Genomic DNA, 25995 nt, shown 5'->3' with positions numbered 1-25995 from the left:
CCCTGTTCTCCTGGCTGGTTCCAAAGCAAGAAGAAACGGGGAAATGGGACAGTGGGACGGCGGTACGGGCACCAACTGCGGCTTTTCGCAGTGGTGGGACGGTCGGTACGCCCGTCCCAGGGACCGGAGGCGATGAATCGGGGGATGCGATGCCGTCCGACGACAGGACGACGGGACAGCAGGGTCAGCCGGGGCAGCCGGCGCCGTCGGAATTGGCGGAACTGCTGGAGGAACTGAAGCGGCGCAGTGGGCGCAGCTATTCGGCGCTGGCCCATCGCACGGGACTCAGCCGGTCCACCCTCCACCGCTACTGCCAGGGCACCACCGTCCCGGGGACGTTCGGCGCGGTCGAACGGGTGGCCCGCGTGAGCGGCGCGAGCCCGGCGGAGCTGGACCGGCTCTACCGCGCGTGGTGGCGGGAGACCGCCGGGGACGCGGGGGAGCCGGCAGCGGTGGTGGAGGCGACCGAACCGCCGCCGCACACACCCCCGCCGCACACACCGCCCCCGCCCGCACCCCCTCCGCTCGCACCCCCTCCGCCCGCATCCCCTCCGCCCGCACCCCCGCCGGAAGCCCGCCGCGACGACGCCGGCACGGGCGGCAGGCGCGAGCTCGGCGCCCGGCTGCCGCTACGCCTGTACATGTGGCTGCGCCCGGCCGCCCTGCTGGTCGCCCTCTTCCTCACCGCGGCCGCGAGCACCACCTCGTACGAAGGCGATCGGGGCCGCGACGAGGCCGGAACGGTCCCCGGCACCAGCACGGCGAACACCGGGGGAGACGGGACCGACAACGACAACGACACCGACGCCGATAGCGATGCCGACGGCGCGCAGCGCCCCGAGGGGCCGGAGTGGAGCGAGGCCCCGCGCAGGATCGAACCCGAGTTCATCGGCATGACGATCAACAGCGACACGGGCCTCATGCCCGACTTCCGTACCGGATCCGCACGGCTGTGGAACAGCAACACCCGCTGGGGCACCATCGAAACCGCCCCGAACACATTCGACTGGACGATCCTTGAACGCCTGGTCCGGGCCGCCGAACGGGACCGGGTGCCGGTCCTTTACACCCTCGGCGGCACGCCCCGGTGGGCCGCCCCGGACGGCCGGAGGTCCGCCTACGCCGATTCGACGGCCTCACCCCCGGACGACCTGAGGGTCTGGGACCGCTTCGTGCGAAAGCTCGTCACGCGCTACCGCGACCGCATCGAGTCGTACGAGCTGTGGGACTACCCCAGCCACCCGCTGATCTACACGGGGAGCCTCGAAACACTCGCCGAGATGGTCGAGCGCGCCTCGCGGATCATCCGCAGCATCGCCCCGAAGGCGCGGTTGGCCTGCCCGTCCTTCGGTTATCTGTGGACGGCCGAAGGCCGGGAGAGGCTGCGGAAGTTCGCCCGGACGGGCGCGTACGAGCACTGCGACGCGGCCGCGCTGAAGATGCCCCCGCGCAAGGGGGACGGCCGGCCGGAGGAGATCATCGAGCTCTCCCGGAGCGTGCGCAACCTCCTCCACGAGGAGAACGTGAGCGACATCGACCTGTGGAACACGGGCCCGGACTGGGACATCGGCTCGACGCCGCCGCTCGACGCCCGTCACGCCCGCGACTACGCGGTGCGCTTCTATCTCGCCGGGCTCTACAGCGGGCACTCCGGCATGCGGCGGATGTACTTCTACAACTGGGGCAACACCGGTGTGCCGATCGTCGTCCAGCCGGTGGGCGGCCCGCCGGCGGAGCCAGGAAAGCGCGTCGGACGGCTCGCGGCGTGGCTGGAGGGAGCCAGGATCACCGCCTGCGGGAGGGGCCCGAGGATGGGCCTGCCGCCGGGAATGTACTCCTGCCGCTTTGAACGGGACGGGCGGGACGGGCAGGATGGGGAGGGGCGGGACGGCGAGGTGTTCACCGTGCGCTGGTCGGAACTGGGCCGGGCCGAGGTGCCACTGGACAAGGACGCGTACCGCCTGCGCCACATGGACGGCAGTACGGTACGCGCCCGGCCCGGCGAGCGGATCAGCATCGGCGAGGAACCGGTGCTGATCGAGCACCGCGCGGAGTGAACACCCCGGGAGAGCCCGGGAGACCCCGGAGATCAGCAGCTCTTGACCCACTCCTCGCAGTTCTTGCCCAGCAGGTTGACCTCGCGCACGTCGCCGCGCTCCGCCATGGTCAGTTGCCGGTGATCTCCCGGGCACGTGTCAGCGCCGCCAGTTGCATCCGGCGCTTGGCGTCGATGTCGCTGCCGTACTTCTCGCGTACGGCTCTGTCGTGGTTCCGGGTCAGCGAACGCACCGTGGCCGCCAGCGGCGTGCTGCGGGCGCAAGAGGCTTCCGCGGTCGCCAACAGCACCTCTGTCCGGTGTGCCTCGTCCCGGCTCCGGCCGCCGGTGAGCTTCGCCAGCTCCTTCTGCAGGTGGGACGGGCTCTTGTACGGGTGACCCTGTTTCGCCATGCACGCGGACCACTCCTCGACAGCTCTCCGGAAGCGTGCGTCCCGCCGGACGTCGACGCTGTGGTCGGGAAGGTTGTCGGTGATCACGCTGACGCGGAACCATGCGCGGAAGTCGCCGTAGAGCGTCCCTTCGGCCTCCGCGATGCAGCCCGTACTGTCCTGGCCGACGTCCTGTCCGTTCGGAGCGGTCACCTCCAGGCTCCTGCTGCCGTCACCGGTCCTGGCGACGGAGTAGGCCTGTTGCCGTGCGGCCGAGAACCCTTGCACATAGGCCACGTTGGGATCGTTCCTCCTCTCCTTCTCCGCCCGCTGCTGAAGGTCGCCGCCGTAGCCGTGTCTGCGGGCCCACGCCATGTCGTCGACGACGAGGGGGAAGTCCTTCAACTCGTCCGGCTCCGAGGGAGGCGCGGGCCAGTAGCGGAACCCCAGCTTCTTCATGCACCGCCGGACCAGTTCCTCCTGAGCCCGGTCCAGGAGCGCCGTCTCGGCGGCCGTCGGTTCACGGGGCCTGTCCGCCGGGCCGTCACCCGTGCCCGCCCCGCATGCCGTCGCCGTCATGGCGAGGAGCAGGCTCCCCCACGCGGCGGCCGTCGCCCTGCGCCCGACGGCCTTCCTCTCGAAACCCCCGTGCACGGCGTCCTCCGTTCCTCCCGTGCACAGCAGCGTGCCGGAGGCGGACAGTCGCCGGAAAGGTGTTCCGGGCGGGGCCGAAACACCGGGGCATGGTGAAATCGGGGGCTTGACCCTGACACGGTGTGAGGCACTCAACTCGGAGCCATCATGTTCACCATCGGAGACTTCGCCCGGCTCGGCCGCGTATCGGTCCGCATGCTGCGTCACTACGACGCCACCGGACTGCTGCGCCCCGCCCGGGTCGACCCCAGCACCGGCTACCGCCACTACACCGCGGCCCAGCTCGCCCGCCTCAACCGCGTCATCGCGCTCAAGGACCTCGGCTTCACCCTCTCGCAGGTCCAGCAGATCCTGGACGAGAAGGTCGGCACCGAGGAACTGCGCGCCATGCTGCGGCTGCGCCAGGCCGAACTGGAAACGGCCATGACGGCGGCGGCGACCCGGCTGGCCCAGGTCGAGGCGAGGCTCCGGTCGATCGAGAGCGAGGGGCACATGCCCGCGAATGACGTCGTGATGAAGAGCCTGCCGAGCGTCCGGGTCGCCGAACTCACCGGTGTCGCACCGGACTTCGACACCATCGGACCGACCATCCAGCCGCTGTACGTCGAACTGCTCAAGCGTCTCGAAGAGGCGGGCATCGTGCCGAGCGGCCCCGGCATCGCCTACTACGAGGACACCCCCGAGGGCGGCATCCTCGTCCACGCCGGGGTGCAGGTCGCGGCTCCGGTACGGGACGACGGCACGCTGCGCGTCCTGGACCTGCCGCCGGTCGAGTCGGCGGCGACGATCGTGCACCGCGGCTCGATGGAGACGATCCTGCCGGCGGTCCAGACCCTGGGCCAGTGGATCGACACCAACAACTACCGCTCGACCGGCTACCCCCGGGAGATCAACCTGGAGTGCCCGGAGGACCGGAACGACTGGGTGACGGAACTCCAGGAACCGATCACCCCGGCCTGATCCACGAGCCGGTCACCCCGGCCTGATCCACGAGCCGGTCACCCCGGCCTGATCCACGAGCCGGTCACTCCGGCCTGATCCACGAGCCGGTCACCCCAGCCTGATCCACGAGCCGGTCACCCCGGCCTGATCCCGAGCCGGTCACCCCGGCCTGATGCACCCGCGCGGCCCGCACCCCTGTCGAGCAGGGGCGCGGGCCGCCGTCATGAGCCGGTCGGTGGCGCGGGCGGTTACGGGGCCGCCGTTCCGCTCACGTACGTTCCGCCGGGTGCTCCGCACCTCGCCCCATGCGGGCTGCCGCGATCAGAGCCAGCACGAGGCCCGCGCCGCAGGCGGCGCCCTGAACGAACCCGGAAGGAAGCACAAAGCTCAGTACCAGGAGTGCGAGGCCGATGGTCAGAAGGCCGACTGCGTTGTTAAGTTTCAAAAGTCCCCGATGCATGCCTTCAGGGTAAAGGCCTGCAAAAGGTGCCTGATCAGCGGGTATGGGAAGAGCGCTGAAGGGAGCCGAAGCAGGGAGTTGATGAAGGTACTGGCCCCATGCTTGAGTTCGTTCTCCCTAGGGCCACGGCATGGTGCCGGACACGGCACGCCCCCCTTCCAGCGCGCACAACATAGGAACCTTCTTCATGGGCTTTCTGTACGTCTTCTTCTGCGCGGGGTTCCTCTACCTGGTGCCTGCGATCCTGCTCTGCAGGAAGGTCGCGAAGAAGACGACGGCGAGGACGGGCTGGGCGATGGCCTTCCTGCTCCTGGCTCTCCCAGCCGTGCTGCTGACCGTCGGCGCAATGATCGACGCCCACAGAGCTGCGGCATGACCATCACGAACACCTTCAACTACCCCTAGAGGCAACCCTTTTACAGGGTGCGGGCAGACCGGGGACGGGGCAGTGGCCACGCGGCGAGGTCAAGCACGTGCCGGGTCTGCCGTGCGTCCATCGGGGCGAATGCTGCACGGTGATGTGCTGGTGGCGGGTTGTGAGGGACATGGGTGTAGGGCACGGGGCCCGCTCGGGGCCTCCTACCGAAACGAGACCACCGTGCGTTCCCACAGTTCAACTCCCCGGCGCGTGCTGCTACTTGTTCTGGCTTCGGCTGCCGCCGTTCCCTGTGGCGCGTTCGCCCTCCCGGCCTCGGCCGCGCCCCTGTCTCCGGTGCCTTCGGCGGTGATCATGTCCGGTAGCGAGTCCCATGCCGTGGCCCTGGGCGCCCCGGACGAGGTCCGCGCGTCCTCGTTCCGCGAGTTCCGGGCGGAGTGGCAGGTACTGGACGGGCGGGTCGACCTCACCGGATTCCTCAAGGCGGGCAGCGGGGCGGCCTCGCCCGGCATCGAGGGCGTGGCGGTGTCCGTCAAGGTGCAGTTCAGCGACCGGACCACCCGTACCTGCACTTCGCGCACCCGCGTGGGAGACGGGGCCTTCGCCTGCGAGGTGGCCGTGGACGACTCCGCGGATGCGCCCACTCCGGTGCGGGCCACGGCATCCTGGCCCGGCTCCCGGCAGTTCTCCGCCGCCACCGTGACCGAGGACGTGAAGGCGGTCGTCCCGGATGCCATCGAGGACGGCGGTGCCGACGCAACGTAGGGACGGCGCCGCCCGGAGCGGACAACGCGCCGTCACGGGGCGGGGCAGGCAGGGCCCGTACGGGCCCTGCTGACGTTGGCCTCTCCCACCCGACGGGTCGAAGGAGGTGACGTCCGTACCGGCGTCGATGCCCGGGTCACGCGCCCACACGCTCACGCCCGCTGGTTCAAGTGACCGGCACCACAGGCCCGTTGGTGTCCGTTCGCGGACGGTGGCGTGGAACGGTGCCTGCGCCCGCAGCCACGACACTCGTCACGAACCCGGCCACGAGTGCGAGCCGGGTGACCAGGCGGCCGAGAACGCCCTGGCCGACGCGTGGCGCGTCAGGCCGCTCGACCTGCTGACCGTGCTGCCGGCATGGGTTGATGCTCGCGGTGTGCCTCGGCATGGTGGGCTGTCTCGTACCCGGTGGGGCTGATCACGCCCAGACCGAGTGCCGCCAGCGGTTTTTGCCCCATTTTGCCGAGAAGGGGGCACCGGTACGGCGTGCTTGGATGGACCTGTGGTCCAGATAATCGATACACCGTTCGTCGGCCGGGCAAACGAACTCACCCGTCTCACTGGCGTGCTGGAGCGGGCCGTGGCCGGCGACCCGCGCGTCGTCCTCGTGGCCGGGGACGCCGGCGTCGGCAAGACCCGCACGTTGACCGTGGTGGCGGCGCGCGCCGCCACCACGGGCATGACCGTACTGACCGGCCACTGCGTGGACCTCGGGGACGTCGGCCTGCCCTACCTCCCGTTCACGGAGATCCTCGGCGCAGCAGCCGCCGACGAACGGCTCGCCCCGGCCTTCGCCGCGTACCCCGCGGTGGAACGCCTGGTGGGCACCGCAGCGGGGGCAGGTCCCGTACCCGACGCCGGTGGCCGCCTCCAGCTCTTCGAGGGGATCGCCGGACTCCTCGCCGACCTGGCGGTCCTGACTCCGCTCCTCCTCGTCATCGAGGATCTCCACTGGGCGGACCAGTCGTCCCGCGACCTGCTCCGCTTTCTCCTCAGCCGGGGTGTCCTGCAACGGCCCACGCCGGGCGGCCCGCCCCACCGGCTCGCGGTCTTCGCCTCGTACCGCGCGGACGACCTGCACCGCCGTCACCCGCTGCGGCCCCTGCTCGCCGAGCTGGTCAGGCTGCCCGCCGTCGACCGCCTGGAACTGCGCCCGCTGGCCGACGCCGACGTGGCCCGGCTCGTGTACGCGCAACGCACGGGCCCCGTCTCCGACAGTGCGGTCCGCCGCATCGTCGAGCGCGCCGAGGGAAACGCCTTCTACGCGGAGGAGCTGCTCGCCGCGCTGCCCGAGGACGACGAGGAAGCGGACTCGGCCATGCCCAGCGGCCTGGCCGACGTCCTGCTCATCCGGATCGAGCAGCTGACCGAGACTGCCCAGCAGGTCCTGCGCACGGCGGCTGTGGCGGGGCGGCGGGTCGGGCACGACCTGCTGCGCGACGCCGTGCAACTGCCGCAGGAGGAGCTGGAATCGGCGCTGCGCGAGGCAGTCGGTCACCAACTGCTGGTGACCGACGACGCGGCGACGTACTCCTTCCGGCACGCCCTCACCCGAGAGGCCGTGTACGCGGATCTGTTGCCCGGCGAACGGGCCAGACTGCACGGAGTGTTCGCTGCGATCCTCGCCGGCGATGGCCGTTCGGCGAGCAGCGCGGCGGAACGGGCCCATCACTCGCGCGCGAGCCACGACCTGGTCGACGCGCTGGCAGCCTCCCTCGAAGCCGCCGACCACGCCCAGCACCTGCGCGCACCCGCCGAGGAACTGCGCCATCTGGAGGCCGCACTCGAACTTCTGGCCGTGGTGGACGCGTCCGCGCACCCCGAGCACAGCGACCCGGTCACGCTCACCCTGCGCGCCTCGGCCGCCGCCGCACACGCCGGGGACCCCCACCGCGCGGTCCAGCTCACCCGCTCCGCGCTCGCGCGGGCGGGCTCGGACGCCGACTCCGAACTCGCCGCCCGGGTGCGCTACACCCTCGCGGGCAACCTGATCCGGATCGACAATCTGGAGGCCGCGTTCGCGTACAGCAGCGAGGCACTCGGGCTGATCCCGGCCGAGCCGCCGTCGCACACCTGGGTGTGGGCGGCCGCGACCCACGTCGTGGCCGCCCGTTCCGTGGGCCGCGACGAGGACGCCGAACGCGTCGCCCGGCAGGCCCTGGACATCGCCGAGCGGCTCGGGCTGGCTGACGCCCGGGCCGATCTGGTGATCTCGCTGATCGCTCTCGAAGCGCACAACCGCCGTACCCCGCAAGGTCAGGAACGCCTCCGCGAAGCCCGTGAGCTGGCCCGCACCGCCGGGAACCTCCAGGTGGAGATGCGGGCGCTGTACAACCTGGCGCTCGGTTGCTACGAATTCGGCGAAATGGACCAGTGCCTGTCCTGGGTCGGCGAGGGACTCGACCGCGCCCGCCGGGCCGGGCTCCTCTCCTCGCCGTACGCCGTGGAGTTGCACTACCTGCAGTGCGTGCTGCTCTACACGCTGGGCCGCTGGGACGAGTGCGTGCGAACGGCCGCCGCCGACGTCGCCCTGCTCACGGCCACGTCCCGGTTCGCGACCGCACCCGCGCTGTACGTCGCCCTGGCGCGCGGCGAGTTCGGCGCGGCGGTCGACGGCTCCCGCGCACTGCTCGACGGCCCCCCTGACTGGATGGCCTCGCTCGTCGCGAGCATCGTGCTCATCGACGCCGCGGCGCTGCGTGGTGACGCCGAGGACTGCGTACGGCAGTTGCGTTCGGCGGTCGACGTACTCACGGAGGGCGTGCCCGACGGGCCCGACGCCTTGGTCCGGCTGGCCGCGCTCGGCCTGTCGGCCGTCGCGGACGCGGCGGAGGAGTCCCGCCTGGCCGGTGACGTGCCGAGCACCGGCCGCTGGACGGACACCGCGGCCGAGCTCGTGGAGCTGGCCCGGACCACGGCGGCCCACGTGGACGGCTCCGAGCTGGGACCCGAGGGCCTGGCCTGGCTGGCCCGCGCCGAGGCCGAGGGGGTGCGCGCCGCCACCGGCCCGGACGTCGCCGCCTGGGAGCGGGCCGTGACCGCGTTCGGCTACGGCGAGCCCTACGAACTCGCCCGGTGCCGAAGGCGCCTTGCGGAGGCCCTGCTCGCCGCCGGCCGCCGGAACGAGGCGGCTAAGCAGGCATACGCGGCCCGGGACACGGCCGTGCGGCTCGGCGCCGTACCGCTGCGGGAGGCGCTCGACGCCTTGGTACGCCGCGGCCGTCTCGCCGACGCACCGGCCGCCGGGGAACGGATCGCCGACCTGACCGCCCGGGAGAGCGAGGTACTGCGGCTGCTCGGCCGGGGGCGCACCAACCGTCAGATCGGCGAAGAGCTGTACATCAGCGGCAAGACGGCAAGCGTCCACGTCTCCAACATCCTCGCCAAGCTGGGTGCCGCGAGCCGCACAGAGGCTGTCGGCATCGCATACCGAGAGGGCCTGATCGAGCCGGAGACCAGCGCGTCGGGCTGAGCAGCCACTGCGTGATGCCCGTTACAGGTATGACCGTGTACGGCTCGGTCTTCGACGGAACCGCTGAAGCATGGCGCACGCGGGGGCGCCCCTGTCTCTCTGGTCAAGGCCGTGGGTCAGGAGGGCGGCATGACGACGTGGTTCCGCACCTATGACGAGGACGAGGGGCTGTTGCTGCACTTGCGTGATCTTGCGTGATCATGCCGATCTCGCCGCGATGGGCCGCTGTGAACGGCAGTACGGCATTCTCACCGAAGGCCCCATGGACGGCTGGCAGGACCCAGCCCGAGGCGGCCAGGATCTCCGCAGCGGAGTTCGAGCGGCTGTGGACCGAAGCACGGCGGGAGCTCGGCGATCCATCCTGACCTGGCGGGGTGGCGTTCGTAGAAGGTGCCGTCGCGAAGCAGCGCGAGGAGCACGTCGGCTCGGCGTCCGGCGAGGCAGAGCAGGGCCCGCGCTCGCGCAAGTCGCTGTCCTGCCCCGGAAGGGTCAGCCAGAGATGCAGAACTCGTTGCCGACAGGGTCCTGCAGGGTGGTCCACGCAAGGCCCCCCGGCGCAGCGTGCTCGCCGACGACCCTCGCCCCCATCTCCACGAGCCGGTCTGCATCGCCCCTACGGTCCGGAGAGGAGAAGTCGACATGGACACGGTTCTTGCCCAGCTTCTCCTCGGGCACACGCTGGAACCCCAAGGCGATGGGCCGGGCCGCGAGGACGACGAACTCGCCGAAGTCCTGGGCGACTTCCGCCCCCAGGGCCACCGCCCACCAGTCGGCGAGCTCCCGGGGTTCCGCACAGTCAATCGTGATCATCTTCGCTGTCAGCTCCATGGGCCTCACAGTAGGGCCAGAGGGACGACCGACCCTTTCACCACTACCTGGCAACCCGGTGAACCAACGCGGTCAGAGCACCAGCGATGCCTGGGCCGTGGTCGCCGTCAGCCAGGGAGTGCCTGCTCGAAGTCGGTCAGCAGTTCGGCGGACGATACTGCCCTGTTCGTCACTGCCCTGTTCGTCCTCATGGACCTCGTCGAGTCCGCGCTCCGCACGGGACGGACCGCGGAGGCGGTCGCTCACGTCGCGGCGGCACGCGGCGTCGGCGTCGGTGTCGCTGCGATCTCGGACAGGCTCGCCACGGCCGTGCAGGCGTCCGCGGCGATGACCGCGGACGACAACAGTGCGATCGATCTGTTCGAAGAGGTGTTCTTCGTCTCCGGCACTGATCGCTGGCCGTTCGAGCGGGCCCGGGTCCCACTCGCCTACGGCGAACGCCTGCGGCGTATGAAATCCACCATGGCGGCGCGTGGACACCTCGGCGCCGCGCTCGACGTTTTCGAGCGGCTCCGGGCCGGCCCCGGGGGAAGTCCGGGTCAGCAACGAACCACGGGCGACCGGGCTTTCCGTCGGGCACGGCACAGGCCTGGACCCGGCCTCGCTCACACCACAACAACGGGAGATCGCCCTTCTCGCGTCCCCCAAATTGGGGGTGACCTCCTGAGAGTCGCACTGCGTGACGAATTGGCGGAAGCCCCTCCGGCTCAAGGACTCGCAGACGAGTGAGTCTGCGGCGTGGCCCCGGCACCACTCAATGGCTTGTCTCCCAGGTCCGCCAACCTTCACCAAAGGGGACTCGCGCCGTCCCGGTGGCTACCACCTTGTTGGGACAGTTGTCATAAGCGAGCTCTTTACTCACGGAGAGCTTGTTGACCCAAACCACATACTGCATATGCCCATATCTGCCGGGTCGAACTTTCAGCGTGACACTCAGCTGAATTTCGGACGTGTAGCTTCGGCTTGAAGTGGACTCATATTTCGCCTTGGCTTCGGCGACGACCGACTTCACCGCAAGTTCTCCGCCGAGGGTTGTACTTGCGCTGACTGTGATTGCCTTCTTCGCGCTGCCCGTCACACTCCCTCCGCCAGGGCCGGCGGGACCAGCTCGATAGACCGTGGACACCGGGGTGTAGCCGCGTCCAGTTCGCTTGACGTAGAACTTCGTTCCCAGACTGATGCAGGCACGCGGTTCGTCCATGGACTTTTCGCTCGCAGTGGCCGCAGGGCCCGTTGCGACCATGCCGAGAATCGCGGCGAACGCAAGGGGGAGTCGGTGTGGGCGCTTCATTTGCAGTACTCCTGACTCAAGGTGTCTACTTCACGCTTACCCCTTCCGAAATCATCATTCGGCCACACTCTTCGACTTCAAGATTCACCCGGGCGGGCAAAATTGAGATACTCAGGTCTTCTCATGGCCATATCGACTTCGCCGGCCCAGTTGTCTGCGCGCCGTCTCCTTAATCGTCATGCAGGCCACCCCCCCCGCCACTCTCGTGGACCGTCAACTGGCCTGCCAATGGCTACAGTCACGTCGGTGGGACAGCGCTGCTCGCGCGTGCCGTTGTCGATCGAGAGCACCGTTTGCGCAGCACCCCCCAAGAACGGAACGCCGACAGACACGGAGTGAAGCATCGGGCCCCAACCGGGTGTTACGCCCGGACTTCGCGGAAGGCATCCAGCAGGAGCACCCCACCGGCCTGCGCGACCACCGCGCCGCCGTCGCCCTGGAAGCAGAAGCGAAAAAGCCCTTCCCGGAGAGGGTGCGGGGTCAGCCGTTCTCCCGGCCCGGCAGAGGCGCCCCCTCCAGGAAAGCGTGATAGATCTCGACGGCGTCCGGTTCGATTTCAGAGTGGGAGGGGCCGTAGCGGGTGTCGGTGCGGTCCCGCTTCGGCCCGGATACCCAGAACTCCTCGTCGGTCTGCACGTCGTAGAAGTTCGCATCGGGCATTCCCTCTGCACGGCGCAGCGTCCTGCCGTGAAAGTACGCAGTGCTCCAGGTTTTCGAGAAGTCCACCCACCCGATCCACGAGGGTCCGCGGTCGGTGTCGTAACCAGTCTTCAACTGCACGAACATCAGACGTCGAGGCATACGCTCAGGGTCCTGCACAGGCCGCACCCGTGACCAGCAATTTTTACGGGCGCTACGAGCTTGTCGGCGAGGGCACGCAGCGCGGCCCGGCCGCCCTGGTCCTTGGGCTCGTCCTCATCGCAGCATCGTGGTTCGGCGACTTCGAGCCGGGAGCCCCCATCCCTGACCCTCCGCCGCTTGTGGGCAAGAAGGCTCATCGCTCCCGGCTGGTGACCAGCAGCCCCCGAGTCCAGGCGATCAGCTGTCGCACGATGGCGGTGGCCTGTGCGTTGCGGCGCTGGGAGAACGGCAGCACCAGCAGTGCGGGCACGGAGGCGAGCGTCACGATGACAACGGGCATGAGCGCGAGCCCGACGATGAGCACCCGCGCGGCCCACCGGGCGCCGATAAGAGCAGAGGTCCAGACAGTGGCCATGGATCGGATTCCTTCCAGGAGCGGCTGATTGACGACTTCAGCGTGGGCAGCGCCGGATAGGCTGCGACAGCCGCAAGGCTTGCCAGTACGGATGCAAGGCACGGGGGAGGTCGGGATGCCGGAGATGGCCCGCTCAGCTGCGAGTTCGTCCGCGGCCGAGCGGGGCGAGGTGCCGGAGGTTGCGGCCCTCGGCAACACGTTGACAGGCCTGTTCAAGACACTGGGTGTCTCACAGGAGGCGTACGCGGTTCGCGTCACTCTGGACGCCTCCACCGTCTCCCGCTTCCTGCGCGGGCGCCGGGTCGCCACCGAGGACTTCATCAGCCGCCTCGTCCGCGAGGCGGAGCACAAGCTCGGGGCCCCGCTCAAGCAGGAGGCGAAGGCCGAGGTTCACCGCCAACGCCTGGCGGCCCTCCGGGCCACCGACCCTGCCGGGTACGAACTGGAGTGCCTCCGACAGGAGATGCTGCGCTCCCAGCGCACGATTGTCCGTCTGACCCGTCAGGAGGAGGCGTTGCACGACCTGCTGGCGAAGCGCGAGTCCGAGGTCCTGACCGTACGGGCCGAACTCGACTCCCTCCACCGCGACTGGTCGGCGGACCTGACCGCCGCAACCCACCGCGAGGTCGAGCTCCGCACCGCGCTCGACGACCACACCACCGCCCGTGACACCCTCCTGGCCGAGATCACGAAGCTTCGCGCCGACCTGGCCGATACGTCCGCACTGCGGGCGGACGCGGAGACTCGCTGCCGGGACCTGGAGGACCGAGTACTGGCCATGGAAGAGGAGTTGGCCGAGCTGCGCCGGGACGGCGGAGGGCCGATCAGGGTGCTGCTGGAGCGCCTTGAGGAGTTCAGGTCCAGCGGTGACGTACGCACGCTGGGCCGCGAACTGGCCGACGTGGCGTGGGCACGTCCGGCCGAGGAGATCGTGGTGGTGCTGCAATGGCTCGGGGACGCGCATGAGCGTTCCAGGGGGGAGTCCTTGCTCAGAGACGTCGCTCAGGCCCGATCCCTCAGCGTTGTCATGGAGATCGGTGACGCGATGGTGCAGGAGTCGTTCTGGACTTCCTTCAGATCTCACCTCGTCCGGTGCGCCGCCCGGTTCCGGTCCGTACCCGAGCTGGCCGTGCTGGATCGGCACTGGCACGGCGGGCCTTGGCCCGCATCGGACGACGTCCTGGTGTGCCTCGTGCAGGCGGACCGACCTGCCGCTGAGGTGTTGGAGGTGATCGCGCTCCTGTCCGACGAAGGGGCACCGGTCGTGCCGAGCCTGTCGGCGGCCGCAGGCGACTACCGTCCTCCCGATCTCGTCGTGGCCGTCCTCGCGGAGCTCGCGCACCGCGGTGACGAGCGCCTCGTCCGAGTCCCGCTGGGCCGCCTGATGAGGAACATCCACGCCAGAGGTCTGGGGCAGTCCTTTGCCGCCGATCTGATGGCGCTCCCTGACCATCAACGGCGCGCGCTGACGGAACACATGGCCGCGGCACCGATGAGGACCCTGCTGGACTTCCTCGACACTCTCCACGCCTCGCCCAAGACGGTTCAGGCAGCCGCGGAGCTGCTCGAACAGATCGCGGCAACAGGTCGCGGGGCCGACGTGCGTTCGTACCAAGGAAAACGCGCCCGTGCGTACCCGCAGCACGCAGTGGAGGATCTGACGGAAGGCATGTGACCCCTCACCGGGTCTCGCCGCGCGGCTGCCGTCCGAGACCTTCTCCTCGTAGAACCCGAGGGACGAGTCGTCGGCCTGATCAGTTCCGGGGATCTTCGACTCGAAGGTGCTGCCGAGGTCCGGGGTCTCGATCGCCTGGTTCGACAGGGACCAGCCGTCGATCGCCGCGATCGCGTTCGTCAGATCTGTGCCGGCGGTCAGCTCCGGCCGGGTCGGCACATGACCCTCAATGACCACTGTCCTGAGCCACAGGACGCGGGTAACACCGCGCCTCGAATACTTCTTGACCTGCAAGGTCGTCATCCGATTCCGGGACGGCGGCCCGCACGCAAGGGTGGCCCCACCCCTCGACGTCGTGTCGGGGAACCGGCCCACCTCAAGGGAGGAGGGCGTCCGCGCGGGGCCTTCGCGGTAAGGGCATGCGCCGGGCTGCTGAACGCTCTATCGGCTGACCTGGCGCACGTGTTCAAGTAGTCCTTCCCTCGGCTCTGAATGGCTGCACCTGAAAGGCGGTAGTGACGCTCAAGCGGTATCTCTGGCTGAATTCCAGGAGTTCGTCGTGGCGGAAATGAGATGGCCAATGGTGGGTCGACGTTCTCTGGCTGTCCAACTGGTAGGAGTGGAGCACTGCATTCCGTTGCCTTCGCCCGTTTTTGCGTCCTGTGATCCTCAGATGTTGCTCAAGAACGCTCTGATCACCTGAAGTTCCCGAGGGATTACGCATAGTCTCTGCGTCGTGGCCTCAGCCAGGGGTCCAAGGGGAGGGTGATTCATATGGGAACGTCTTTCAGACGGAACTCGCAAGTGGCGGCGGTGATGTTTGCCGTACTGGCGGGGGGAATCGCAGTGCCAGCAGCCGCTTTCGCTGCTCCTGCTTCGGTGGCTGCCTCGACGGAGGACCCGGCAGGGGAGCCGACGCAAGAGCCGACGGATGTCCACACAGCTCCGCCTGTGGAGCCTGAGGAGACCGACCTGGAAGACCCGGCACCCGACCCTGTGGAGCCGACGCCCGCCCCGGGGACCGGGAAGCCGCCTGTAGAAGATCGGCCGGACGGCCCGTACTGCGGGCCGGACTATCGCGTGTACACCCCGACCAGCAAGGGCGGGGAGTACATCAAGTACTTCGGCGCGACACATTCGGTCACCAACAGGACTTCGCGCACCGCCAGAAGTACATTCACCGCCGAGGCCAGCGGTGAGGCGGGCGTGAGTGTCACGGGCGGGTTGGCGACCAGCATCGACGTAATGATCGGCAAGATCGAAGCCAAGTACGACGTGAACCTGTCGGCGAAGTTGAGCGCGAAGCTGGGCGTTTCCGTTGCTGTGGACACTCCGGCGAAGATGACCACATTCGGCAGGTACGGCGTCTTCCGCCTCAAGAACACCGGCGTTAGCTACATCATCAAGAGCAACTGCACTGCCACGCCGAAGAAGACCGTCACCAGCTACACGCCGAAGCGGGTGGGCTGGTACATATGGGAAAGCTGAGCCCAGTTCGCGTGCAATGCGCGCGGCGTGGCGGGCTCAACCTGCTGACTGTGGTCCTACTGGTAAGCCTCAGCGGGTGCAGCGGTGATGACCCACCGTCCAAGCCAGTCCCTTCTTCGGCATCGCCGAAGCCGTCGGGGAGTCCCACGAGCACCCGAGCCGAGCACGTCGACGGTGAGACTGTCACAAAGGCGCCTAAGGTGAGCAGTGGGAAGTCTCTGCTGAGCGTGGCTTCCCAGAAAGGTACCGTCGTCTTGCCTCTGAGTAAGAAGGTTGGTGCTGGACGGCTGGGGGTTCAGGTCAACTGCTTGGGCAAGGGAACCTTGACCGTTTCCCTTGAGCCCATTGGCCTCAGCTTTCCTCTGGAATGTGTAGGGCACGAGGTAAGTAGCACGTACAACGAAATCCGGTTGAAGCGTCCGCGTAGCGAGGCATCCGTGCGAATTACAGCGCCGCCTACAGTTCGCTGGGCTCTCACGGTCGAGCAGTAAACAGTATTTTCTCGCCCCTCAAGGGCAGTGTGGCTCCGGTGCATTCCCTCTTCCTGGTGGGAATGCACCGGAGTCGTCGTTCGTGAAGAGCCGATCAGCCTCGGTCTTTCGCCCTGGAGTGCTGGTCTCAGTGAGGTGAAACCAGGGTGTGCTCGGTACCGATCCGTGTGGTCGCCGAGTCGACGTACAAGCTGGTTTCGCCGTCCTTCCAGCGGACCAGCACGTCGTCCGTCAGGCCGTGGTCGACTTGGCCGCTGTCCCAGCAGACCATGAGCTCCCATGTGGACTGTCCGGAGAATTCGCCGCTGGTGAGCAGCCGGGCTTGTTCCCATTCGGGACTGGCTGCGCGGAGCATGTGTTCCTGCCCGAGAGTGCCAGAGCTGGTGTTGGTGTAGAGGCTCAGTTCACCGTCCTTCCCGCGGACGATCAGGTCGGTGACGAACGTGGTCGCGTTGAAGCGCCCAGCGGTGATTTGAACCGACGCGCCCCAGATGGACCCTTGTCGTTCGGGGCGGAAATCTCCCTGGCCGTCACCAGGGAAGAGGGTGACTTCTCCGTCGGACCAGACGACGATGAGATCGCTGTGCCCGGTCTGGGAGAAGTCGCCCGAGATCAGGTGGTGGGCGTGAGTCCAGAGTTCACCGTTCCCGGGCAGCACGCCCTTGTCCGCCGGGGGTTGGTAGGGCGAGGTACGTATGACCTTGCGACCGGCTACGGCATCGTTGTACAGGTCCTGGGCGTCCTGTCCGTATATGGGTGCGTAGGGCTGCCAGTCGGAGGAGCCGCCTCCGCCGTTGCCGCCGAGGTTCCCGATCACCCTGCCGGTGCGGGCAACCGGGTCGTAGTTCTGAATCCAGGGGCTGCCTGAGACACCGGGGGTGAACCCGTCGCATTCCATGGTCATTTGGCGGCGTTGTGTCAGGTGCTTGGTGCGGACGTCGCACCGGATGGCTTTGCGCTGTGGGTTGACCGCGGGTTTGGAGTATCCCGTGACCGTTACGTTGTGTTCGTAGCTGGTCGTGCGGGTGAAGGTGAGCGCCCCCGCACCGAGCACGATGATCTGCTGGGACTGGCTCAGCAGGTGCGCGAGGGCCGTATCCACGAATGCTGCCGGGACACCGAACTCCCGACCCTCGGACGTTGTCTCGTTGCCGGTGAGGGCAGCCGGCTCGCCGGCTTGGTTGGAGCCGTAAGCGGCCAACAGCTTGTACGCAGCGAGGCGGCGTACCGCATCGTCGGGAACCCACGACGCGTAGGCCTCGGGGGAAAGAGCCAGGTGAGGGCGGCGATCGGTGGCGGTCGCCATGGAGGGCTTGTAGTTCGGCCGAAGACGGAACCCAACGTGATCGGCAGCATCTGCGTCTCTGCGGCTGCTCAGCTTTCCGCAGTCGTGGCCGCTCGCCAGGGGCGTGAGGGCTCACGAGGGCGAGGTGGTGTGAAGGTGATATCCGTCATCTCGGTTGCTCGTAGACTCAGTTCGCAGCAGAAGCGTCAAAGTAATTGCCTGAATGAGGGCGTCGCTTAGGCGGGGGAAACGGGGAGTTGTGGCGGACAGTCAGAACGAAAATGCGATTCTTGTCTGGATGGGCTTGGGTGCTGGTGCAGGATTGGTCCTGCTCGGCAAGATGAAGTTCGCTGGGGTAGTGCCCCACGACGATCCGCTCAAGAGTGCGGTGATCATCGGCGTGGGGGGCGGTGCCGTGGTCCTGTTTGGGAAGATCGGCGAGCACTTGCACACAGAGGTTGCCCGAGAAAAGATCTCCTGGGCAACCTATTGGACAACGGTATTCGGCATCGCCGTAGCAGCTTTCACGCTACTGGGAATCACGGGTGTGGATGATCTTTTCGCTTTGTTCCGAAAGGCCGGCTAGTGCTCCAGCGGAATTTCGCTGTCTGACCTGCGAGTACGGCGAAGGAGCAGGACCTGTTGGGCATGGCTCTGGGGTGTGTTCTATGGGTTGCGAGTCGGGTCTCGACGCACCGGGTGATCCACGCGGATGTGGGGGGCTACGTCTCTGGTCTTCCGTGGGCGTCCGTCAGGGCGCGTATGAATGACCTGTCCCGTCGCGGGCCGGGCAATCAGCGTCCCTGCCAGCCGCTTCCGGGCAGTGGGCCGCTTGGCGGTACTCGCTTCTTCGCCGGTCCATGCGCCGCATGCCGTCGGGTTCCAGGGTTCGTGCGTGACTGCGGCCGGTAGAACGGAGTCCTCCGTGTCTTCCACGTCCCCGCACCGCCGTTCCTGGAAGGGGTTGCGCCGCAAGCTGGCCGTGCTCGTCTCCGCGCTTGTGCTCTCCACCGGAGGAGTGCCGGCCACGGCCGGTACGGCCCAGGCCGTCCCGGTGATCACTACGGTCGGTCCGACCTCAGGGCCGGCCACGGGCGGTAACGACGACCTCGTACAGGCCCCGCTCCCGTAGTTCTCGTTCGACGGCGCGGATCTGGGCCGACGATCGTGCGGATGTCGAGGGAGTACTTGCCCTTCAGGGTGCGGTACGGCTCGTAGTCCTGAACCTTGTAGCCCTCGCCACGCAGGTGCCGGGCGTAGTCCCCGTGGCCGGCGCCGAAGTCCACGACCTGGGTCGACGTGGTGATCCTCGGCAGCACGAGCCGTTCCCACACCTCGGACTTGTAGCGGACCTGGTTGGCCTTCGCCTTCGAGGAGTGCTCCCGCAGCCGGTTGGGCTTGATGCCTCAGTTCGCCCAGGCCGAAGCGGATGCGCCCGTCGCCCTTGTTCCGCGACAAACGCCCACCGTGGAGGTTCAGCAGGAGGGGGCACGCCTCACTCTCGTCCCCCGGGAAGCTGCCCCAGGACAAGACGCTGAGGTCGCGTAACGCGCTGTCCCCCGCTTGTCCCCCGGAGACATGAAGGCCTACCCAAAACGGGCATGCCGGAGACTCTCGGGGAGGCGGGGAACTGGCGGTCTGCGCACAGAGCTGTGGTTGCCCGTCCGTTCCCTGAACGTGTTCGTGGGCCGTTCCTGTTGGGGCAGGAACGGCCCACGTGCGGGGTGCATGCCAGTGCGACTCCGCGGGGGAAGAGGTCTGGGTCCGGTGGGTCAGCGGCCTCTGGTGGGTCAGCGGCCTTGGAGTTGCTTGACGTTGTTGCCGAAGGTCCAGTTCTTGGAGCCGTCCCAGTTGAGGGACCAGGTCATGAGGCCTTTGAGCTGGTTGTTGTAGGTGTTCCAGGCTTGGGAGACGAGGCTGGGGTTCATGTAGCCGCCGCCGGCGCCGGGTTGGGCGGGGAGGCCGGGGACCTGTTTGTCGTAGGGGACCTTGATGGTGGTGCCCTGGATGACGAGGCCCTTGTTGAGGCAGTCGGTCTGTTTGGTGAAGCCCTGGACGGTGCCGGCGGAGTAGGAGTCGCCGGAGCAGCCGTACATGCTGCCGTTGTAGTACTGCATGTTGAGCCACCAGAGGCGGCCGTTGTCGGCGTACTTCTTGATGATGGGCAGGTACGCGCCCCAGATCGAGCCGTACGTGACGCTGCCGCCGGTGACGTAGGCGGTTTCGGGGGCCATGGTGAGGCCGAAGTTCGAGGGCATCTGGGCGAGGACGCCGTCGATGATGCGGATGAGGTTGGTCTGGGAGGCGGAGGGGGTGGTGATGGAGCCGCTGCCGACCAGGCCGGTCTCTATGTCGATGTCGATCCCGTCGAAGTTGTACTTCTTCAGGATCGGGACGATCGTCGCGACGAACTTGTCCGCCACCGCGGAGGAGTTGAGGTCGATGCCCGCCGCCGCGCCGCCGATCGACATCAGGGTGGTGAGGCCGCTCGCCTTGGCCTGGCACATCTCGGCAGGTGTGGCGACCTTTACGGTCGCGTCCATGCCGTCCTCCCAGAGGGCGGTGCCGTCGTTGAGGATCACGGGGAACGCGGCGTTGATGACGTTGTAGCCGTGCTGGGGTATGCGGGGATCGGTGATCGGTGTCCAACCGAACGGCGGGTGGACGCCGTTGGCGGCGCCGTCCCAGTTCTCCCAGTAACCCTGGAGGACCTTTCCCGTCGGTTTGGACTTCACCGGACAGGTGTCGGCTGCGGGTGGTGCGGCCGGGGCTGCGGAGGCGGAAGTCGCCGCGGCCGTGAGGGGGATGAGGCAGGCCGCGGTCAGGGCGGCCGTCAGCAGGCGGGGGAGAGCGGTGGGGAGAGTGGCGGTGCGGGCGCGTGGGGACATGCTGGACCTCCTGGGTGGGGGAACCGGGAGACGCAAGGGGTGCGACGCAGGTGAGATGCGCCCACACGCTAGGTAGGTCCAGACCAATCGTCAAGAGGTCTGGACCAGGTTGGTACATGGGATTGTGCGGCCGGTCGTGCGGCCTGTCGTGCCGTTGGTCGCGCGGTGGTTGTCGGGCCGGTTGTGCAGGGGGTGGGCGGGGCCCCGGTGGAGCCCGCGTACCCCCTGCACCCGGTGGATCAGCGGCGTACGGTCGTCTCCGCACCCGGCAGGCCGGGGATGCTGGGGACGCCGGGAACAGCAGGGGCAGCAGGGGCAGCAGGGGCGGCGGGGACGCCCGGTACGGCGGGGACAGCGGGTACGGCAGGGACGCCGGGTACTGCGGGTACGGCAGGAGCAGCAGGGACGCCGGGTACAGCGGGTACGGCAGGTACGGCAGGTACGGCAGGTGCGGCGGGGACGCCGGGCACAGCGGGTACTGCGGGTACTGCGGGTACGGCAGGAGCGGCGGGGAGGGCCGGCAACTGGTCCAGGCCCGGCAGCTTCGGCAGTACGTCCTTCACCGAGCTGACCCCGATCTCCATGAAGATGGTCGTGGCCAGTTGACCCAAGTGGAGCATCAGCGTCCCGGCGGACGTCATGACCGCACCGAGGTCCGCCTTCAGCGCGGCATCCACCAGCGCCTTCGTGTCGGCCTTGATCAGTGCGACCGAGCCCTTGAGGTCGGCCCTCGCGGCGGTGGGCGCGGCGGCGCGGCCGTCCGTGGCGGCGGGGGAGCCGCCCGGGATGATGGCCATCAGGTTGTCGAGCCGCTTGTCGGAGTCCTTGCGGGTCTTCTCCAGCTTCTCCTTGTCCTTCTCGCCGTTGAGGGCGAGCCCGGCGACCTCGCTCGTCTTCTGCGACGCCGCACCGAACTTGCTGACGGTGCGGAAGGACGTCGCGAGTTTCTCGGGGCCCTTGTCCTTGGGTTCGGGCTCGATTCTCCCGTTGTCGGACCCGACGGGCGAAGCGGTGGCGGGGAGCGATACGGACGGTGCCGTCCGTGCCTCCGGTGACGCGACTGCTGCGGGACCCAGCGTCAGTACGCCGCAGAGGGCGACGGTGACGGAGGCGGAGAGGGCGGCGGTGTGGCCCATGGGGCTTGTTCCTTCCGGTGGTGCGGCTGAATGGCTGTCTCACCGATCACACTCAGCCACACCCCGGTCACCCGCAATCGCAGCAGGGCGCGGCATCATCGTCCGTCAGTTCGAGGGCCAGCGCCACGAGGTCCTCCGCCGCAGTGCCCCGCTCCCAGGCCTCCTCGTACCCCTGCGGGCCGAGTGCCGTCCGTACCAGTTCCACCGTTTCCAGGTGTACGTCGTGGAGGGGGCGCAGCCCGATCAGTGCGATCCCGGTGATCTCCCGCAGCCGGTGCGCCGCGCCCAGCAGGCGGGCCGCCCGGTGGTGATGGTGCCCGGTCGCCGCGACCGCCCAGGCGAGGGACTCCACGTTCCACACCGGACCCCACCGGTCCCCGAGGCCGTGCTGCCGGACGAGTGCCCCGCGCATCGGGGCGATCGCGCGGGCCGGGTCACCGTGCCGGAGTTCGGCCACCCCCGCGGACCAGTGGGCCCAGGTCTGCGCCCAGTAGGCACCGGAGCGTTCCGCCTCCGCCACGTACACCTCACGGGACCGGAAGGCGGTCTCCCGGTCCCCGAGGAAGGCGGCGGCCATCGCCCAGAGCATCGTGCACATGTGCGCGTCGCCGGTCTGGCCCGCCGCCAGGAACCCGGCGCGGGCGCGCACGAGGATGTCGATCGAGGCGGGTTCGGCGCGTACGAGCATCGAGTGCGCCCCCTCGATGAAGAGCGCTGGGGCGGCGGGAGCGGCGGGACCGGTGTGATCGGGGAGACTGGCAGGCCCGGTGGGAGCGGTGGGCCTGGGTGGGCCGAGGAGCTCGGGCGGGCCGGACTGCTCGCCGGTCAGCGTGCGGGGAGCTCCGTCGTCCCCCTGGCAGAGCGCGATCCAGGCCTGCATGGCGGCCACCGCCAGCTCCAACTCCTGTGGTACGTCGTCGACTTGACCGCGCAGCCGTTCCAGCCAGTGGCGCCCCTCGCCCAAGGTGCTGCTGAAGAACCAGGAGCGGGTCCGCGTGAGGTTCACGGCGATCTCAAGGCCGACGACGGCCCGTCCCGGCTGCGTACCGCAGAAGTCCAGGGCGGCGCGGAGGTTGGGCAGGTCGTGGTCGAGCCGGGACAGCCAGTCCGCCTCGTCGGGGCCGCACCACTCGGCGGCGGCGCGGGCGGTCAGGGAACGGTAGTGCGCGCAGTGCCGGAGGCGGAGGGCGGTCGTGGCGTCCTGGCTCGGGCCCTGCTGCTCGGTGGAGCGCAGCCGGTGCCGGCCGTACTGGCGGATGGTCTCCAGGAGCCGGTACCTGGCCCTGGGTGACCTTCCGTCCGCATCGGTCTCGACCATCACGATCGACTTGTCGACCAGCCCGGTCAGCAGGTCGAGCACGCTCTCGTGGGCGATGCCGTGCTTGTCGTGCGTGCTGTGCGTGCCGTGCGTGCCGTGCGTGCCGATGTTGCCGTCCTGGTACTCGTCCCCCTCCGCGTCCCCTTCTCCGCCCGTGCAGACCGCCTCGACGGCCTCCAGGTCGAAGCTGCCCGAGAAGATCGACAGCCTTGCCCACAGCAGCCGTTCGTCCTCCGTGCACAGGTCGTGGCTCCAGTCGACGACCCCGCGCAGGGTCTGCTGGTAGCGGGTGGGCGCGGTGCGGGTGTGTGGAACGGACAGCAGCCGGAAACGGTCGTCGAGCCGGTCCAGAATCTCCTCGGGAGCCATGGTGCCCAGGCGTACTGCGGCGAGTTCGACGGCCAGCGGAATGCCGTCCAGTCGGTGGCAGAGCTGGGCGAGAGCGCCGCTGTTGCGGTCGGTGACGCGGAAGGCGGGCGCGGCGGCCCGAGCCCGCTCGACCAGCAGCCGGAAGGCCTCCGATGAGTCGGCGCAGGCGTTCCGGCCGGAACCGCATGATCCGTGTGGCCCGTACGGTCCGTGTGACCCGTGGGGCTTGTGGGATGCGTAGGGTCCGTGGAGCCTGTGGAGCCCCTGAGGGTGGGGCAGCGTCAGCGACGGTACGAGCAGGACGTGCTCGCCCGGCACGCCGAGCCGCTCCCTGCTGGTGGCCAGAACCCGCAGTCCGGGCGCCGCCCGCAGCAGGCGCAGCACGAGCGTGGCGACTGCTTCGACGAGGTGCTCGCAGTTGTCCAGTACGAGGAGGAGCCGCCGGTCGCGCAGATGGTCGGCCACCGCGTCGGCGGCGGGCCTGGCGGACTGGTCCCGCAGGTCGAGGGAGGCGGCCACGGCCCGGTCGAGCAGGGCCGGTTCGGCGAGGGGCGCGAGGTCGGCCAGCCAGACGCCGTCGGGGAAGAGGTCGGAGGGGCGGGCGGACCGGCTGCCTGCCGCCCCGCCGGCCGCCTCCGCGGCGACCCGCAGGGCAAGCCGGGTCTTGCCGACACCGCCGACGCCGGTGAGGGAAACCAGGCGCGAGGTCGCCAGGAGGGCGCGGGCATGGGCGAGTTGGGGCTCACGGCCGACGAAGGTGGTCGTCTCGGCAGGCAGGTTGCACGGGGTGCACGGGATGGGTGGGGTAGGGGGGACGGGCAGGACGGGTGGGGTGCTGGTGTACGGGGCGGGCGGGAGGCCGCTTTGCGAGGCGGGCGGGTTCCCGGTGTGTGAGGTGTGCGGGAGGCCGGTGTGCGGGGCGGGCAAGCTCTCGGTGTGCGGGGCGGGCGGGGTTTCGGTGTGCGGGGCCGGCCGGGTTTCGGAGTGTGGAGCGGGTCGGGTTTCGACGCGTGGAGCGGGCATGTTGCCGGTGTACGGAGCGGGCGGATCTGCGGCGTGCGGAGAGGTGGAGGGCCCTGTCGAGTGGGCGGCGGTCGTGCCCGAGCGTCGGGCGGCGGTACTGGTACGGATCGTGGAGGCGGAGGGTCCTGCGGGGTGGGCGGCGGTCGCGCCCGGGGCTGCGGGGCCCGCGTCTGCTGCCGCTTCCGCGGGCTTCGACGTCTCGGGCGGGTCCTGTGGCTCGGTGGACCCGTGCGGTCGCGGCAGTTCGGTGGTGCCGGGTGGGTTCTGTGGCTTGGTGGACCTGTGCGGTCCCGGCGGCTCGGTGGTGCTGGGTGGGTTCTGTGGCTTGGTGGACCTGTGCGGTCCCGGCGGTTCGGTGGTGCTGGGTGGGTTCTGTGGCTTGGTGGACCTGTGCGGATCCGGCGGCTCGGTGGCCCCGGGCGGTCCCGGAGCTTCCTCCGACGGGCTCGGTGTCCCGGTGGCCGCTGCTGTCCCTGCCGCCTCGGGATCCTCTGGCGGGCCCGGTGTCCCGGAGGTCCCTGCCAGGCCTGTCGCGCCTTCCGCCCCGGCCCCTGCTTTCGCCCTGAGCCCGGGGCTGAGCCCGGCCCCAGAACTGGTCTCGGCCCCAGAACCGGCTCCAGCTCCGACTTCGGCTCCAGCCCCAGCACCAGCTCCGACCCAGGCTCCAGCTCTGTCCCCGGCTCCAGAACGGGCCGCAGCCCCAACCCCAACCCCAGCTCCGGCCCCGGCCTCAGTTCCGGCTCCAGCTCCGGCCCCGGCCTCAGTTCCGGCTCCAGCTCCGGCCCCGGCCTCAGTTCCGGCTCCAGCTCCGGCCCCAGCCCCAGTTCCGGCTCCAGCTTCGGCCCCAGCCCCAGCTCCGGCCCCAGCCTCAGCTTCGGCTCCAACCCCGGCTCTGTCCCCGGCCCCAGAACGGGCCGCAGCACCAACCCCAGCTCCGGCTCCGGCCTCAGCTTCGGCCCCGACCCCAACCCCAGCTCCGGTCCCGACCCCAGCTCCGCCCCCGGCTTTCGCCCCGCCCCCGGCTTCCGCCCCGGCCCCGGCCCCGACCCCGACCCCAAGCCCAACCCCAGCCCCAACCCCACCCCCCGGCACCCCCAGCTCCGGTGCCGCGGCCAGTAGTTTTCCGTGCAGGGTGCGGAGTTCGGGGCATGGGTCGATGCCCAGTTCCTCCGCGAGGAGTGCGGTCACTTCCCGGTAGCACTCCAGGGCCTCGCCCTGCCGTCCGCACCGGTAGAGCGCGAGCATCCGCTGTGCCCAGAAGCGTTCGCGCAGCGGGTGGACGCAGACGAGTGTCCGCAGTTCCGGCAGTACGGCGGCGGAACGGCCCAGCGCGAGCTCCGCCTCGATCCACAACTCCTCGCCGTCCAGGCGCTGTTCGGCCAGGGCGGGGGCGATGTTCCGTACCAGCTCGGCCGGCAGGTCGGACAGTGGTTCGCCGCGCCACAGCCCCCGCGCCTCGCCCAGTAGCGCCGCCGCGTGTTCCACGGAGCCTGACGACAGCGCCGTACGCCCCTCCCGCACCAGGGCGTTGAACCGGAGGAGGTCCAGGCAGTCGGGCCCGGCCTCGATCAAGTACCCCTGGGGATGGGTGAGTACGACGCCGGGCCCCAGCGCACGGCGCAGTCGCAGGACGTAGTTCTGCAAGGTGTTGCGGGCCCGCCCGGGAGGTTCCTCACCCCACAGTCGTTCCGTCAGGGTGTCGACGGGGACCACCCGCCCCGCTTCCAGGAGCAGGGTGGCGAGCAACACCCGGAGTTTGGTGGCCCCGAGCGGCACCGGAAGCCCGTCCCGGCGCACTTCCAGCGGTCCCAACAGCTTGAATTCGTACCGTGCACGCATCGAGGCGATCGTACGACGGAGAGTGACGACTTGGGTACGGAATGCGAGAGGG

19 protein-coding genes and 1 pseudogene are annotated in these 25995 nt (G+C 69.2%); 9 read left to right on the top strand and 11 right to left on the bottom strand.

The features are described 5' to 3' along the window. The first annotated feature begins 149 nt into the window (after window positions 1-149). A complete protein-coding gene (locus tag ACH4SP_RS00625; protein ID WP_398407985.1) occupies window positions 150-2057 on the top strand; it encodes a helix-turn-helix domain-containing protein in 1908 nt (635 codons plus the stop codon). 109 nt (window positions 2058-2166) lie between these two features. Here ACH4SP_RS00625 and ACH4SP_RS00620 read toward each other — a convergent pair whose 3' ends face one another. Beyond that, window positions 2167-3081, bottom strand: coding sequence for a hypothetical protein (locus ACH4SP_RS00620; protein ID WP_398407984.1), 915 nt, complete (start codon window positions 3079-3081; stop codon window positions 2167-2169). 147 nt (window positions 3082-3228) lie between these two features. Here ACH4SP_RS00620 and ACH4SP_RS00615 point away from each other — a divergent pair, with 147 nt between their 5' ends. From ACH4SP_RS00615 to ACH4SP_RS00600, 4 genes are all read left to right on the top strand, one after another. Continuing rightward, the gene (locus ACH4SP_RS00615; RefSeq protein WP_398407983.1) at window positions 3229-4041 is read left to right on the top strand and encodes a MerR family transcriptional regulator; all 813 of its coding nucleotides are present in this window, start codon (window positions 3229-3231) and stop codon (window positions 4039-4041) included. A 629-nt stretch (window positions 4042-4670) separates the two neighbouring features. Next, window positions 4671-4859, top strand: coding sequence for a hypothetical protein (locus ACH4SP_RS00610; RefSeq protein WP_398407982.1), 189 nt, complete (start codon window positions 4671-4673; stop codon window positions 4857-4859). Window positions 4860-5213: 354 nt separating this feature from the next. Next, window positions 5214-5624 carry a hypothetical protein gene (locus ACH4SP_RS00605; RefSeq protein ID WP_398407981.1) on the top strand — a complete coding sequence of 137 codons (411 nt, stop codon included), beginning with the start codon at window positions 5214-5216 and terminating at the stop codon, window positions 5622-5624. A gap of 502 nt (window positions 5625-6126) precedes the next feature. Further along, window positions 6127-9096 (top strand): AAA family ATPase, encoded by a 2970-nt coding sequence (locus tag ACH4SP_RS00600; protein WP_398407980.1) that lies wholly within the window; start codon window positions 6127-6129, stop codon window positions 9094-9096. A gap of 489 nt (window positions 9097-9585) precedes the next feature. Here the strand turns inward: ACH4SP_RS00600 and ACH4SP_RS00595 are convergent, their stop codons facing one another. The 5 genes from ACH4SP_RS00595 to ACH4SP_RS00575 all read right to left on the bottom strand — a co-directional run bounded on the left by ACH4SP_RS00595 (window position 9586) and on the right by ACH4SP_RS00575 (window position 12431). After that, window positions 9586-9924, bottom strand: a complete 339-nt coding sequence (locus ACH4SP_RS00595; protein ID WP_398407979.1) for a VOC family protein — start codon at window positions 9922-9924, stop codon at window positions 9586-9588. 72 nt (window positions 9925-9996) lie between these two features. Continuing rightward, a complete protein-coding gene (locus ACH4SP_RS00590; protein WP_398407978.1) occupies window positions 9997-10470 on the bottom strand; it encodes a hypothetical protein in 474 nt (157 codons plus the stop codon). Between the two features lie 208 nt (window positions 10471-10678). Then, a complete protein-coding gene (locus ACH4SP_RS00585) occupies window positions 10679-11215 on the bottom strand; it encodes a hypothetical protein (protein WP_398407977.1) in 537 nt (178 codons plus the stop codon). Between the two features lie 480 nt (window positions 11216-11695). Continuing rightward, window positions 11696-12016, bottom strand: a complete 321-nt coding sequence (locus ACH4SP_RS00580) for a hypothetical protein (RefSeq protein ID WP_398407976.1) — start codon at window positions 12014-12016, stop codon at window positions 11696-11698. A 193-nt stretch (window positions 12017-12209) separates the two neighbouring features. Next, window positions 12210-12431, bottom strand: a complete 222-nt coding sequence (locus ACH4SP_RS00575) for a hypothetical protein (RefSeq protein WP_398407975.1) — start codon at window positions 12429-12431, stop codon at window positions 12210-12212. 124 nt (window positions 12432-12555) lie between these two features. Here ACH4SP_RS00575 and ACH4SP_RS00570 point away from each other — a divergent pair, with 124 nt between their 5' ends. Together ACH4SP_RS00570 and ACH4SP_RS00565 are read left to right on the top strand one after the other, a co-directional pair. Further along, the gene (locus tag ACH4SP_RS00570) at window positions 12556-14106 is read left to right on the top strand and encodes a hypothetical protein (RefSeq protein WP_398407974.1); all 1551 of its coding nucleotides are present in this window, start codon (window positions 12556-12558) and stop codon (window positions 14104-14106) included. A gap of 951 nt (window positions 14107-15057) precedes the next feature. Beyond that, window positions 15058-15594: a hypothetical protein gene (locus ACH4SP_RS00565; protein ID WP_398407973.1), complete on the top strand. Its 537-nt coding sequence runs from the start codon at window positions 15058-15060 to the stop codon at window positions 15592-15594. A gap of 618 nt (window positions 15595-16212) precedes the next feature. On the opposite strand, the gene ACH4SP_RS00560 is transcribed toward ACH4SP_RS00565, so the two are convergent. Beyond that, a complete protein-coding gene (locus ACH4SP_RS00560) occupies window positions 16213-17391 on the bottom strand; it encodes a hypothetical protein (protein ID WP_398407972.1) in 1179 nt (392 codons plus the stop codon). A gap of 238 nt (window positions 17392-17629) precedes the next feature. Here ACH4SP_RS00560 and ACH4SP_RS00555 point away from each other — a divergent pair, with 238 nt between their 5' ends. Further along, window positions 17630-17956, top strand: a complete 327-nt coding sequence (locus tag ACH4SP_RS00555; protein WP_398407971.1) for a hypothetical protein — start codon at window positions 17630-17632, stop codon at window positions 17954-17956. Between the two features lie 339 nt (window positions 17957-18295). Next, a complete protein-coding gene (locus ACH4SP_RS00550) occupies window positions 18296-18502 on the top strand; it encodes a hypothetical protein (protein WP_398407970.1) in 207 nt (68 codons plus the stop codon). 658 nt (window positions 18503-19160) lie between these two features. On the opposite strand, the gene ACH4SP_RS00545 is transcribed toward ACH4SP_RS00550, so the two are convergent. The 4 genes and pseudogenes from ACH4SP_RS00545 to ACH4SP_RS00530 form a co-directional block, all read right to left on the bottom strand. Continuing rightward, a complete protein-coding gene (locus ACH4SP_RS00545) occupies window positions 19161-20258 on the bottom strand; it encodes a chitinase (RefSeq protein ID WP_398407969.1) in 1098 nt (365 codons plus the stop codon). A gap of 239 nt (window positions 20259-20497) precedes the next feature. After that, complete coding sequence (locus ACH4SP_RS00540; RefSeq protein ID WP_398407968.1) at window positions 20498-21394, bottom strand: hypothetical protein; 897 nt, start codon at window positions 21392-21394, stop codon at window positions 20498-20500. A 67-nt stretch (window positions 21395-21461) separates the two neighbouring features. Then, a complete protein-coding gene (locus ACH4SP_RS00535; RefSeq protein WP_398409448.1) occupies window positions 21462-24008 on the bottom strand; it encodes an ATP-binding protein in 2547 nt (848 codons plus the stop codon). Between the two features lie 1269 nt (window positions 24009-25277). Beyond that, a pseudogene (locus ACH4SP_RS00530) lies at window positions 25278-25943 on the bottom strand (BTAD domain-containing putative transcriptional regulator); the annotation flags it as partial. Between the last annotated feature and the right edge of the window lie 52 nt (window positions 25944-25995).

Origin of the sequence: Streptomyces sp. NPDC021093 (genome assembly GCF_044333135.1) — a bacterium.
Classification (GTDB): domain Bacteria; phylum Actinomycetota; class Actinomycetes; order Streptomycetales; family Streptomycetaceae; genus Streptomyces.
Note: the sequence above shows the minus strand (reverse complement) of the source record. Positions and strands in the feature narration are given on the sequence as shown.

Bases quoted from the DNA above. Each gene is read 5' to 3' on its own strand.
- ACH4SP_RS00605 (WP_398407981.1), top strand. From the start codon at position 5,214: ATGTCCGGTAGCGAGTCCCATGCCGTGGCCCTGGGCGCCCCGGACGAG.
- ACH4SP_RS00575 (WP_398407975.1), bottom strand. From the start codon at position 12,431: ATGGCCACTGTCTGGACCTCTGCTCTTATCGGCGCCCGGTGGGCCGCG.
- ACH4SP_RS00560 (WP_398407972.1), bottom strand. From the start codon at position 17,391: ATGGCGACCGCCACCGATCGCCGCCCTCACCTGGCTCTTTCCCCCGAG.
- ACH4SP_RS00580 (WP_398407976.1), bottom strand. From the start codon at position 12,016: ATGCCTCGACGTCTGATGTTCGTGCAGTTGAAGACTGGTTACGACACC.
- ACH4SP_RS00625 (WP_398407985.1), top strand. From the start codon at position 150: ATGCCGTCCGACGACAGGACGACGGGACAGCAGGGTCAGCCGGGGCAG.
- ACH4SP_RS00615 (WP_398407983.1), top strand. From the start codon at position 3,229: ATGTTCACCATCGGAGACTTCGCCCGGCTCGGCCGCGTATCGGTCCGC.
- ACH4SP_RS00570 (WP_398407974.1), top strand. From the start codon at position 12,556: ATGGCCCGCTCAGCTGCGAGTTCGTCCGCGGCCGAGCGGGGCGAGGTG.
- ACH4SP_RS00595 (WP_398407979.1), bottom strand. From the start codon at position 9,924: ATGGAGCTGACAGCGAAGATGATCACGATTGACTGTGCGGAACCCCGG.
- ACH4SP_RS00540 (WP_398407968.1), bottom strand. From the start codon at position 21,394: ATGGGCCACACCGCCGCCCTCTCCGCCTCCGTCACCGTCGCCCTCTGC.
- ACH4SP_RS00585 (WP_398407977.1), bottom strand. From the start codon at position 11,215: ATGAAGCGCCCACACCGACTCCCCCTTGCGTTCGCCGCGATTCTCGGC.
- ACH4SP_RS00545 (WP_398407969.1), bottom strand. From the start codon at position 20,258: ATGTCCCCACGCGCCCGCACCGCCACTCTCCCCACCGCTCTCCCCCGC.
- ACH4SP_RS00610 (WP_398407982.1), top strand. From the start codon at position 4,671: ATGGGCTTTCTGTACGTCTTCTTCTGCGCGGGGTTCCTCTACCTGGTG.